Below are 11,846 nucleotides of genomic sequence, written 5' to 3'. Positions count from 1 at the left end.
GATGATAATCTTGATTATTGATTGAACATACGCGACGAAGAAATCAAAACGGGGGAGGAGGCTCTCCTGATTAAAGTTTGATGGGCGTATGGATGTACTCGAATGTGGTACGTGCAACCTGTCTATGGTGGAAAATCCCTACGCCGGTATTACCCGGATCAGGTGTTGAGGGTCTCATCTCAGCTAGACTACAGTCTAGCACCCCTTTATCCTTCTAAGTCGTGGACAAAGATAGGATAAAAACCTATCTGACCAAAAACAAGACTACCAAGCCCTCTGCAATAGAACTAGCTCGGGGTACTCTAGCTCCTCAACCAGTAAATCAACCGTAGTGCATGGATTGTGTTGTGCGTAGTTGGTATCGGAGAATAGCCCCCTTAGTGTTCGTGCATTTCTTTTAGCTCTATCTACAAAACCTCCTGCGTCCACTAGGAGACGACGCATATTGGTCGCATTCTTCTTGTAGCGATATCTGCGCTTTCGATTGTATCTGGGGTGTCCTTGCTGAATGAGATACTCCAACCGAGGCCGAAACTCTCGCCTATCTACAGGACCTCTAGGAAGCTCAAAATGAAGCAAGAACCACAACTCAAAGGCTTGATTTGACCAAGCTAACCGAATATCTTCCTGCTCGGCCATACGAATTGCTTCATTGAAGTCCCGATCTGGGAAATCGTCTTTATCGAAAACAACCCAGACTCGATCGAACTGCCGATGAAGCAACCACTCTAGCTCCGCACGCTTGGCAAGCGCATATCTGACGAGTGAACAAGTATTACGCCCCGCTCCCTCTATCTCAATATGAATCTCTTCGGGACGTCTATTCATCGCAAAGGACGCAAAATAATTGGGCTCGGTCTTCTCCCCTTCGCTTACGATTAGGAAGTAAACAGCCTGTGAGCGTGTCCCCTCCCTACGCCCCAACTTCGTCTTAGGCGTGGCTCCAACCCTAGATCTTCTCATCTTCTTTTTTGTCAATTAGGCCCAGAAATGGGATTGCACCATACCGTCCGTTAATATAATCTCTTGCCACATTACGTTCGTCGCTCGGAGTCGAGCGAAACTCCACTAAAGAGTATAAGTCACTCGAACTAGTGCGATCTTTCTCTGTAAACCAAATCTGATCTCTACGCAGGTAGGTAAGATTGAGGAGATTAGTATCGTGTGTGGCGAAGATGAGCTGAGCTCCATGAGGATTACTGCAAGGATTCATGAAGAGCTGGAGGATATTACGAGTCATAATTGGATGAAGCTTAGCGTCTAGCTCATCAATGATAAGCACTTTACCATCTCGGAGAGAGTCAAAAATAGGGCCAGCCATCTCAATCAGCTTCTTAGTTCCATCAGACTCCATACGATCCTTTGGAAAGTGCCGTGTGCCGATAATCTTACCTTTAGCATTATATATATTGTGTACCGTCTGTGCTTCCAGAAATGTTTTTCCCTGCAGCTGCTCAACCAGCTCACGACGAATACGATCTGGCATGGCCCCCTCCGCAAGATCCTCGTCGGTAAACTCTCTCTCCGATATTCTAAGGTCATTAAACCCTAGCTGCATTCTCCTAAAGAAGTCACGTGCCTCTTGGCAGCCTTCTAGCTCCTTATGAAACATACGTACAGTATAGCCCTCATAGTCTGATCCACTAAGACCGGAAAGATAGTTGCATCGACGAAACCACTCAAGGATCAACTGAGATTTAGCTCCATTAAGCTGCGCTACGAGAGAGAGGAAGAGCCTATTGGGTGGTGTAGCCTTCTCCTTTCCATTGCCTTCCTTAAATCTCGATTGATTGATCTCGTAGCGACTGCCCTCACGCCTGAACAAGAAAGCCTCCTTCTTTTTAGTTTCGTAGAGCCATTCACGTAGGATCTTAGTTTCGTTATAATCGAACCCGTAGCGGTATAAAGCATCGTTTTGGATAAATTGGATTTCAAATGAGCTCTCTCTCTGAGGCGTATCTCGTAGCAAAAAGGGCTCGAAGCTGAGATTGTCGGTAGGATCTAGCTTAACTGAGTTCAGCACCACCCGACGCATGGTACGTAGGGCTTCTAACACATTACTCTTACCACTAGAGTTGGCGCCATAAATGGCCAGCACCGGGAGCAACCGATAGCCAGCACGACGTACTACTGAGTTCTCAAGATCCTCGATAGAACTAGCCTCCAAGCTGAGGGTTTTCGCTTCACGAAAAGAGCGAAAATTCTGAAATGTAAAATTGACCAACATACCTTCTCCTATAAATTCATTAGCAATAACGTCAGTATTCCTCGAGGCATACCACACAAATTTAGCCATTTATATCGAGAGCAACAGCTACGACAGATGAAATGTATACACAGCGATGGGACAAAAAATGGGACGTACCGAGATTAACCCTCGGCACGCCCCATGTACAAAGCCCCTAAGACTACTTACGATAGAGGCGTAAGCTATTGCTAACGACACTCACACTACTCAAGGTCATGGCAATACTTGCCAGCATAGGCGTCATCTGATATCCCGTAAAAGGATATAGAATGCCTGCTGCTATAGGAATAGCTACGACATTGTAGATAAACGCCCAGAATAAATTCTGATGAATCGTGCGTACCGTAAGGTGAGAGATATGGATAAGCTCTGGCAAACGAAGGAGGTCGCTTGAAACAATCGTGACCATAGCAGTATCAATAGCAATATCACTCCCCTGCCCCATAGCAATGCTTACATCGGCAGTTGCCAAGGCGGCACTATCATTGATCCCATCGCCAATCATCGCCACCTTACGGCCTTGGGCTCTGAGCTCGGCTATAAAATCAGCTTTCTGCTCGGGCAATACACCTGCTTTCACATGGTCGATCCCTAGATCTCGAGCCACTCTATGGGCTACTGCCTCATGGTCCCCTGTCAGCATCCAGACCTCGATTCCCTTCTTTCGAAGGCGACTGATTGCCTCTGCCGAAGTAGCTTTGGAACTATCGGCAATACCGAGCACAGCAACGAGTTCACCCTCTCTAGCAAAGTAGACCACCGTTTGCTCCAAGCTGAGTATCTCCTGAGCCCTAATCTGCATACTGGTATCTGGAGCTACCTCGTACTGGGCGAGGAGTGCTAGATTGCCGACTAGATAAGTCTGCCCAGAAGCTTCCGCCACGACTCCCAAACCGACAAGATACTCCCAGCGCGAGAACTCAATGGGAGGATACCCTACAGTCTCGGACGACAGAGCCGCAACTATCGCTTTAGCCAACGGATGCTCACTCTTGCTCTCCAAAGCATGCAATATACCTTTGAGCTGTAGTTCTTCTGGCACAAACCATAATTGATCTACTAGCTTAGGCTTACCCTCGGTGAGGGTTCCGGTCTTATCCAGTACAATCGTATCTATGTTCTTCGTTTGCTCCAGACTCTCGGCATCCTTAATCAGAATCCCCTCAGAGGCAGCTCGTCCTATCCCCACCATGATGGCTGTGGGAGTAGCTAATCCAAGAGCACATGGACAAGCAATAATCAATACCGTCACTGTGGCAATAAGTGCCTGAGCGAGTACTTGCCCCTGCGTACCGCCTAACCACATCCACAGAGAGAAAGTCACTAGGGCTATAACAAGGATCACGAGCACGAACTTCGCTGCAATGCGGTCTACCAGCCTCTGAATAGGAGCTCGTGATCCCTGAGCATCCTTGACTCTATTGATGATGCGTGCTAGTACTGTATCTCCCTTTAGGCTAAGAGCCTCGACCGTCAAGACTCCATCATGGTTAATCGTCCCGGCATATACCCGATCCCCCACAGACTTATCTATGGGCATCGACTCTCCAGTGAGCATACTCTCATCTACCGCCGAGTGCCCCTGAAGCACGATTCCGTCCACTGCTACTCCCTCACCCGGACGTACTAGGATACGATCTCCCAAGCTAAGCCGATCAATCGCACAAACCTCCTCGAGTCCCTCTAGAGTGAGGCGAACAACCTCCTTGGGTTGTAGCCCCATTAACTTCTTGATTGCTTCAGTGGTATTGCCTTTGGCTCTCTCTTCTAAGAATTTGCCCAAGAGAACAAAAGCGATGATCATAGCTGGAGCCTCAAAGTACAGATGAGGTTCCTCTCCCATAGAACGTAGCACATCGGGGAAAAACAAATTGAACGTACTATACAGATAAGCAATACCCGTACTCACTGCTACCAAGGTATCCATACCGAGGCTTCTGCTCTTGACCTGGCTGTATGCCCTCTGGAAGAATGCCCAGCCGGGGACAACCATAATGTAAGAAGCCAGCAACCAACAGATATAAGCATTGTAAGCTCCCAATAAATTATACATACTGAGTACCATGACGACTGCCCCAACGATGAGAGCATAGATCGTATTATTGCGGAGCCAACGATAGGCCTCTTGGCGCTTAGCCTCGATACTTCGATCCTCTAGATCGCCTACAACCAAATCATAGCCAGCATTTTCTATGGCTTGGCGCATCTGATCTAGGGTGATAGCCTCCTCATCATAGACGATGCTGACAGTTGCAGAGGCTAGATTGACGTTCGCCTCTATCACTCCTGTAAGCTCTCCTAGCACCTGACCTGCACGGGCTGCACAAGAGGCACAGTGTAGCCCTAGTAGGGGGCAGTGTATTTTCTTCGTTGTAGCCATAATAACTAGTGTATGATATATTTTCTTAATAACATCTTTACCCCCTCTAAAGTTAGCTATCCCATAGATTAAATATGGGGCAAAAAAGGAAGCGGTGCGTCGAAGGTTTCACTCCGACACACCGCCCTCAAGATTTCTCTCTATATATAATACGGTTTCTGCAGGAGTACTTCCCTACAACCGACACTTATGCAGAGATCTTCTAAAATGAAAACTTAACTCCCATATAGCCAGAGCGAGGCATCGTAGGTCCATAGATATAACCGCTATCACGATCTGGGCCAAAGTCGAAGTCATTTTGGAAAGCACCGAAGAGATTATTCACACCACAATAGACTTGTACTTTGGTCTTGGTAAACATCTGGAAGTCGTATGAGATGCGTACCCCCATATCGAAGAATGATGGTGTATGCACAAGCTCGTCCCACTGTGGAGCAGCACTCTTAGCTTCGCCTCCCTCCATGATGGGCGCTCCCTTATCATCTACTAGACCTACCACAAAGTCTTGCTTACGAAGGCCAGCAGCGATTGCTTCTCTATCTGTTACAGCTGAGTTCTGCCCCCAAACGACTGCGTGTGGTGCCCACATACGGCCTGTGTACGTACCCGTAAGCGAAAGATTCAGAGGCTTAATCGGATTAATGCCGATGGTGAAGTAGCCATAGACAGATGGCGTACGTAAGATTTCCTTGCTTGTCATAGAGATAGTCTGAGCCTCAGAATCCTCGGCCTCAGCCACGAATTGGCTACCATCAGCCTTAGGCACATAGTCCAAGTACTGCTCTTCCTTATCTAGCCCCTCGATCTTGTGGCGAGTACCCCACTCTTGGTTGGCATCGTACTTATTGCTTGTCAGGGTCAGCCCTGCCTGTACTTGTAGCCAGCGGTAAGCTACCTTGGTCTCTAGGTTAGCTCCCATAACCGTGGCACCAGAGCTTACGACTTTACGATCATCATCTAGACCGTAGTTGGAGCGACGGAAATAAGTGACACCATTCTCTGTCTTGACCTTGTGATTGGTAAATACATCAAGCAGTCTGGTATAGAAACCCTCAACCAATACATTGAGCTGAGTTTCTGCACCTAGACGGAAGTACATATCATTGCTTAGGCTGAAGGCATGGGAAATCTCGGGGCGTAGATTGTCATCATTCACCACACGAGTAGCTTCTCCATTCACAACACCCACATGCAAGTCTTCATCGAAGACCTGTGGTGCACGGAAGCCCTTAGCATATGTAGCACGCAGATTAATGTTCTTCGTTGGGTTAAAGCGAAGCGTAGCACGAGGGCTAAGGATCATATCCTTCACTGCTGAGTTCTGGTCGAGGCGTGCACCTAGCAAGAAGCTCCACATATCATTCTTCCACTCGATCTGAGCAAACTGACTTGCATTGCGAATTGTCTGATTGATTGGCTCGGACAGCGACTTACCTCCGTGCTTACCCTCGAGCCAGTTCTCCGTGTACCACTGGCGGATAGGCATCACATCGGACAGATAGTCGTGTGTGTACTCTGATCCCACAAGCAGTTGAGCAGGCATAAAGAGCAGCTTGTCAAAGTCGTATGTGTACTGCAAACCTCCTACATAGGTACGTCCACTAGTAAGACCATAGTTAAGCCCATAGTCCGATGGGTGAATTGGGAAGCCAATGCGACCACCGGGTACTGGCTCTCCACCTATTTTGATTTCATTGCCGTCCTTGTTTTTAGCATTAGGCTTGCCGATACCGCCGTAGTAACTTTCACGGCGCACAGCCTGGCCCGAAGCATAAACCTGTAGATGGTGCTTATAGCTCTCCGAGAAAAGATCGAACTTGATATTGCCGCTGTAGACAGAGTGCTTAGTAGCTTCACGGACAGCTGCCACGTGATCTGGCCAGTTTAGGTTATCTCCACCTCGGCGATCTTCGTGGAAAGTGTGCACCTCAGCCGTAAGTTTAGTCAGGTCGCTAGGACGAATATAGGCACGTCCGCCAAGGGCTCGTGAGTCGATGCGACCAAGCTCAGTGTAGCCATCTCCATTGACGTCATGGCCTCTGCGGAAGCGAGATTGCCCAAAGACCATAGCTCCTGAACGATTGTCTTCGCTCACGACAGAAGCATTGAAGCCTAGGTTGTTGTCTAGAGACTTGAAGCCAGTCATACCAAGAGATTCGTTCACCATAACGCTATTGTTGATAGGCTCCTTGGTAATCACATTAACAACCCCAGCAATAGCTGACGAACCGAAGAGTGCCGATCCGCCTCCACGTACGACTTCTACACGATCTATCATATTGGCAGGGATCTGCTCTAGTCCATAGACGCCAGCCAGAGCACTCATTACGGGGCGGCTATCAATAAGGATCTGAGAGTAGCGACCATCTAGACCATTGATGCGCACTTGGTTGAAGCCGCAGTTCTGACAGTTATTCTCTACACGCACCCCGGGCTGGAAGACCAACCCCTGAGCTAGGTTGTTGGCATTGGCTTGCTCAAACGTTTTACCATCTACGACATTGACAAGTGTAGGAGCCAAACGACGCAGTGTGTTCTGTCGGTTGGAAGAAACGACTACCTCGTCCAGACGAATATCATCTTGTATGGCTTCAAAATTGATTTCGATGGTACGATTCCTCTCGATGGTCACGACCTTCTCTTGGCTCTTGTAGCCGAGCCCATGCATCACGAGCGTGACCTGCCCCGGCTTGAGATGCTTGAGGTAATAGTGTCCAGTGGCATCGGTAGCTGTGCCAAAGGTCGTGCCTTTGATGCCGATTGTGATGCCGGGAAGATGATCACCGGTTTTCTTGTCAATAACGTGCCCAATCACATTAGCATCTGTAGTTTGATGCTTGCGCTGCTCCACAGGCTCGGCCTTGATAACAGAGATTGGACTGATCGCTAGGTGTGCTAGCAGGAGTAATAAGTACTTACGATCCATAGTAATAAATGTTTCAAGTCAGTGTTCATTTGACTGATCTCGGCGCAAATGTATAAAAAAAAAAGGAGGCCAAAGCCTCCTTATATTCTATAATAGGTATGATGCACAGTAATATACCTAATGATAGGTACACCCTCTGTACTACCAGCCAGAAGTAGCACCACCACCACCTGAAGAACCGCCTCCGAAGCCTCCGCCATACGAGCCCGATGAGCCTCCTCTAGCTGCACCCGAAATGACGGCTCCTGCGATTGCGCCTAGGAGACCAGCGTTGGAGTCTAGGAGCGACTCGCCATGGTCTTCACGATCCTCCTCGTCGATGTAGGAGCAGTTGATACAAGATCGATAAGCACGAATAAAGCGCCTGCCCCGTTGATCACGAACTATACTCTGGGAATCTACCTTCATTGTGAAGTGATCACAGTTGGGGCAACGCTTATAGCTGGTTTCTGTGCGTGCCAGATCTACGGCATCGACTGCACTACATGCGCCACACTGATAGGCAATATAGTAGCGAGATTTGAGCTGCATCTCAAGCCTCTGCCCTCGCGTCAGATGCTGCATCGTCTGTTCCTTGGGCAATAGCGCCATCGTCTGTTGATGGCAATTCGGACACGTAGCAACCAGAGGTTTGATGCGTTTGAACGCTCTATAACGCCAATATAATAGGATTAGCGTCACTGGCCAAAGTAGGAGCAGAAAAGATGTGATAATCGAGAGCTTGAAGTAGGACTTGACATGAGGGAAGAAACGACGAGCAGTGTAAGGATCTCGAACCAGAGCTATATTCTTGAAGGTCGAGGAGATAAACGAGAGGAAAAGAGCAAAGACAAATATCCCAAACAACACGATTACGACAGGCATCAAGTCGTCTTCCTCCTGCCTGCCTCGGTTTTGCTCCTCGGCAATCCATGAGCTATCCGCCAGCACATGGCCCACTGCCCGAATGCCCGAGATAATCCCCGACTCATAGTCGCCATTCTTGAAGTGCGGCAACATATACGTACGCTGTATCTTATGAGATGTAGCATCGGTAAGATCTCCCTCCAGCCCATAGCCAACCTCGAAACGCACTTGCCGACGATCCATAACGAGCAGGAGCAAAAGCCCATTGTCCTTGGTCTTACTCCCCAAACCCCATAGGCGAAACAAGTCGGTAGAGAAACTCTCGATATCACGATCGCCTATGGAGGGAAGCAATACGACGGCGAACTCAACCCCATGAGCCTTACGTATAGTCACCAGCTCACGATCAATGTTGCGCACTTGTGCCTCCGTCAGTGTACCACTGGGGTCGGAGGTCAGACGCAAGCTATCTCTGAGCTGTACATTGGGCACATTCTCCGGCGTGTAGACTTGGGCATACACGCCAAAGAACCCAGAGAGCATCAACCCACACACAAGCAAGAGCAGGCGTAGGCCTATCGATCTCAGTGCCTTCATAGTCATCGCTCTCTAGCTTTGATTACTTACCGAAGTCTACCGTCGGAGCAACCTCGCTACCAGCCTGAGCCTCGAAGTAGGGACGTTTATCGAAGCCTGCGATCGAGGCCACAAGATTGCTTGGGAAGCGACGAATCCCGGTATTATACTTCTTCGCAGCTTCATTGAAGTCTCGGCGTGCTACGGTGATACGATTTTCCGTGCCCTCTAGTTGGCTCTGCAGTGCCATAAAGTTCTCATTGGCTTTGAGCTCTGGATATTTCTCTACCACCACCATCAGACGGCTGAGTGCAGAGGAGAGAGCATCCTGATTGCGCTGAAACTGTGCTAGAGCGGCTTCATCCATGTTATTGGCATCAATGGTTGTGCTCGTAGCCTTGCTACGTGCTTCCACCACAGCTTGTAGAGTTTCCTGCTCGTGAGCAGCATAGCCCTTGACCGTAGCAACGAGATTAGGGATTAGATCGGCACGACGCTGGTACTGGTTCTCTACTTGGCTCCAAGCCGTATTAACCTCCTCTTCCTGCTGTACAAAGCCATTGTATAGGCTTACACCCCAAGCTAGGGCTACGATAGCTAGGACTACTAGGCCTATTAATGCAAACTTTTTGTTCATCTTCTTGGCTAATTGATTGGTTTACTATTCTTGTTTTGTTGCTATTACTTAATCTTTCGTGACTCGTGAGCTCGTCGCTTACGCTCCTCCTCTCGGGTCGTTTTCTTGACTGACCAGCCAAAATGCCCAAGGAACTCTCCAAGGGCAAAATACTCGCCATGAGCGTATGCCAGCAGACCTGCTCGCTCCATATCGAAGCCTCCGGTCTTAGGATCGAGATAGCGCTCATTGGCACGCACATTAATCACATCTGCTAGAAACATATCGTGGCTACCTAGTGGCATAATCTCACGTACTCGGCACTCCAAACTCAGAGGACTATCAACCAAGAGTGGAGCAGATATAAGGCTTGCAGGCTCGATCTCTAGACCCATCTCTGCGACCTTGTCATACTTACGCCCAGACACTACGCCACACCAGTCTGTCTGGCGGGCCATCTCTACGGTCGTCAGGTTGAGGCCAAACTCCATACGTTCCTTGATCATCGCATACGAGTGGCGCTCTGGCCGAATGCTCACATAGCACATAGGCGGGTTCGTACAAACCGTGCCGACCCAGCTAGCCGTCAAGAGATTCATCTCTGCCCCAAAGTCGCCGCAACTGACGAGGATAGCGGGTAGCGGATAGATCAGCGTCCCGGGTTTCCAGTCTACACGTCCCATACTAGAGTAGTTGAGCCTCGCTACCCATACACTTGCGTCCACAGTAGTGGCACTCCAGATGTACCCTCTGCTTATCCTGCACCACAGAGAAGCGTGTAGGCATTGGTTCGTTGTTGGTAATGCATTTGGGATTGAGGCAACGCACCAGAGCCACAACCTCTTTGGGAAGCTTGAGGGCCTTCTTCTCTACAACCTTGAAGTCACGAATAACGTTTAGCCTAATGTCCGGAGCGAGAATAGTAATACGGCTGATCTCCTCCTCGGTGAAGAAACGGTCAGTCATCTTAATAATACCTTTACGCCCATAGCGTTTACTCTCCAGATTATTCCCTATGGTTACCGGAGCAGAGAACTGATCCAACCTAAGTAGTGCAACTATGGCAAATAACTTATCCGAGGGAATGTGGTCAAGCACCGTACCATCACAGATGCTCTCCACCATCATTGTGTTCTTGTTCATACCTTATATATAATATGGTATTGTACTCTATTGGGCTACGAAACCTCTATCTCTAGCACCTCGCAGATGATAGACTGACGAGTATAGAGTCCGTTCTGTGCTTGCTGTACGTAGTACGCCTTAGGATTGTCATCCACATCTTGTGCAATCTCGCCAACTCTTGGCAGGGGGTGAAGCACTCTAAGGTTATCCTTACTCCCAGAGAGCATATCGTTGGTCAAGACATACACATTCTTGACTCGCTCATACTCCTCTAGATCGACAAAACGCTCACGCTGAACGCGAGTCATATAGAGGATATCTGCCTGATTGATGACCCTTGAGTCAAAGTCACGAGTCTCTTCATAGGGGATACCATGTGCGTCGCAGAAGTCGAGGTACTCCTGTGGCATACGTAGCTCATCGGGCGATACGAAGATGAAGCGAGGGCGGAAGTGAGATAGCCCATGAATGAGCGAGTGCACCGTACGCCCATACTTGAGATCTCCTACCATAACTATCGTACGATCAAAGAGAGTCCCCTGAGTCTTGCGAATAGAGTATAGATCAAGTAGCGTCTGCGAGGGGTGCTGATTGGCTCCGTCGCCGGCATTGACGATAGGGGCTCTATTGAGCTCCGAGGCATAGAGGGCAGCACCCTCTAGGTAGTGCCGCATGATGATTAGGTCGGCATAGTTGCCCACCATACTGATGGTATCCTTGAGTGTTTCGCCCTTGGCTGAGCTACTGGTCGAGGCATCTGAGAAACCTATGATGCGTCCGCCAAGCCTATTGACTGCGGTCTCGAAGCTAAGGCGTGTACGGGTAGAGGGTTCAAAGAAAAGAGTAGCGATGACACGTCCTTCCAGAAGTTTTCGATTGGGACATTGCTCAAAGAGCTCAGCTCTGTCGAGAATGCGCACGATATCGTCTGCGCTAAGCTGATGAATAGATACTAAATGTTTCATTGCGATGTGGTCGGCAAGCATTTAGGCTATGTAGACCAAACAAAGATAACGATTTTCGCCCATTGAGAGACCATTGCACAAGTCCATTCTATGAGTTTGTCCCTCCTTTCGTTATGTTTTCTGAGTTTATAAAGGTTCTCGAGTTTGGATATTAGCAGCTCTTT

9 protein-coding genes and 1 riboswitch are annotated in these 11,846 nt (G+C 48.8%); all 9 genes read right to left on the bottom strand.

All coding sequences use genetic code 11. The features are described 5' to 3' along the window. Positions 1 to 118 precede the first annotated feature (118 nt). A riboswitch (TPP riboswitch) is annotated at positions 119 to 216 on the bottom strand. A gap of 48 nt (positions 217 to 264) precedes the next feature. The 9 genes from HQ41_RS07400 to pyrB all read right to left on the bottom strand — a co-directional run bounded on the left by HQ41_RS07400 (position 265) and on the right by pyrB (position 11,688). Next, positions 265 to 963: an RloB family protein gene (locus tag HQ41_RS07400; RefSeq protein WP_044189953.1), complete on the bottom strand. Its 699-nt coding sequence runs from the start codon at positions 961 to 963 to the stop codon at positions 265 to 267. Beyond that, positions 950 to 2,227, bottom strand: coding sequence for an ATP/GTP-binding protein (locus HQ41_RS07395; protein WP_044190007.1), 1,278 nt, complete (start codon positions 2,225 to 2,227; stop codon positions 950 to 952). The genes HQ41_RS07400 and HQ41_RS07395 overlap by 14 nt, the downstream gene beginning before the upstream one ends. 181 nt (positions 2,228 to 2,408) lie before the next feature. After that, positions 2,409 to 4,628, bottom strand: a complete 2,220-nt coding sequence (locus HQ41_RS07390; RefSeq protein ID WP_044189950.1) for a cation-translocating P-type ATPase — start codon at positions 4,626 to 4,628, stop codon at positions 2,409 to 2,411. 202 nt (positions 4,629 to 4,830) lie between these two features. Next, the gene (locus HQ41_RS07385; protein WP_052405346.1) at positions 4,831 to 7,554 is read right to left on the bottom strand and encodes a TonB-dependent receptor; all 2,724 of its coding nucleotides are present in this window, start codon (positions 7,552 to 7,554) and stop codon (positions 4,831 to 4,833) included. Positions 7,555 to 7,695: 141 nt separating this feature from the next. Continuing rightward, the gene (locus tag HQ41_RS07380; RefSeq protein ID WP_044189947.1) at positions 7,696 to 8,997 is read right to left on the bottom strand and encodes a TPM domain-containing protein; all 1,302 of its coding nucleotides are present in this window, start codon (positions 8,995 to 8,997) and stop codon (positions 7,696 to 7,698) included. A gap of 22 nt (positions 8,998 to 9,019) precedes the next feature. Then, entirely contained in the window at positions 9,020 to 9,613 is a 594-nt protein-coding gene (locus HQ41_RS07375; protein WP_044189945.1) for a LemA family protein, read from the bottom strand. A gap of 44 nt (positions 9,614 to 9,657) precedes the next feature. After that, the gene (locus tag HQ41_RS07370; RefSeq protein ID WP_044189940.1) at positions 9,658 to 10,275 is read right to left on the bottom strand and encodes a flavin reductase family protein; all 618 of its coding nucleotides are present in this window, start codon (positions 10,273 to 10,275) and stop codon (positions 9,658 to 9,660) included. 1 nt (position 10,276) lies between these two features. Continuing rightward, positions 10,277 to 10,735 carry an aspartate carbamoyltransferase regulatory subunit gene (locus HQ41_RS07365; protein WP_044189938.1) on the bottom strand — a complete coding sequence of 153 codons (459 nt, stop codon included), beginning with the start codon at positions 10,733 to 10,735 and terminating at the stop codon, positions 10,277 to 10,279. Positions 10,736 to 10,770: 35 nt separating this feature from the next. Continuing rightward, positions 10,771 to 11,688, bottom strand: coding sequence for an aspartate carbamoyltransferase (gene pyrB, locus HQ41_RS07360; RefSeq protein ID WP_152567368.1), 918 nt, complete (start codon positions 11,686 to 11,688; stop codon positions 10,771 to 10,773). Positions 11,689 to 11,846 lie beyond the last annotated feature (158 nt).

Source organism: Porphyromonas sp. COT-290 OH860 (assembly GCF_000768935.1).
Taxonomy (GTDB): domain Bacteria; phylum Bacteroidota; class Bacteroidia; order Bacteroidales; family Porphyromonadaceae; genus Porphyromonas.
The sequence above is the reverse complement of the archived record's forward strand: the minus strand, read 5'-3'. Positions and strand labels throughout refer to the sequence as shown.

Excerpts from the sequence above, each read along its gene's own strand:
- HQ41_RS07370 (WP_044189940.1), bottom strand. The coding sequence starts at position 10,275 with ATGGGACGTGTAGACTGGAAACCCGGGACGCTGATCTATCCGCTACCC.
- HQ41_RS07375 (WP_044189945.1), bottom strand. The coding sequence starts at position 9,613 with ATGAACAAAAAGTTTGCATTAATAGGCCTAGTAGTCCTAGCTATCGTA.
- HQ41_RS07385 (WP_052405346.1), bottom strand. The coding sequence starts at position 7,554 with ATGGATCGTAAGTACTTATTACTCCTGCTAGCACACCTAGCGATCAGT.
- HQ41_RS07395 (WP_044190007.1), bottom strand. The coding sequence starts at position 2,227 with ATGTTGGTCAATTTTACATTTCAGAATTTTCGCTCTTTTCGTGAAGCG.
- HQ41_RS07400 (WP_044189953.1), bottom strand. The coding sequence starts at position 963 with ATGAGAAGATCTAGGGTTGGAGCCACGCCTAAGACGAAGTTGGGGCGT.
- HQ41_RS07380 (WP_044189947.1), bottom strand. The coding sequence starts at position 8,997 with ATGAAGGCACTGAGATCGATAGGCCTACGCCTGCTCTTGCTTGTGTGT.
- HQ41_RS07390 (WP_044189950.1), bottom strand. The coding sequence starts at position 4,628 with ATGGCTACAACGAAGAAAATACACTGCCCCCTACTAGGGCTACACTGT.
- HQ41_RS07365 (WP_044189938.1), bottom strand. The coding sequence starts at position 10,735 with ATGAACAAGAACACAATGATGGTGGAGAGCATCTGTGATGGTACGGTG.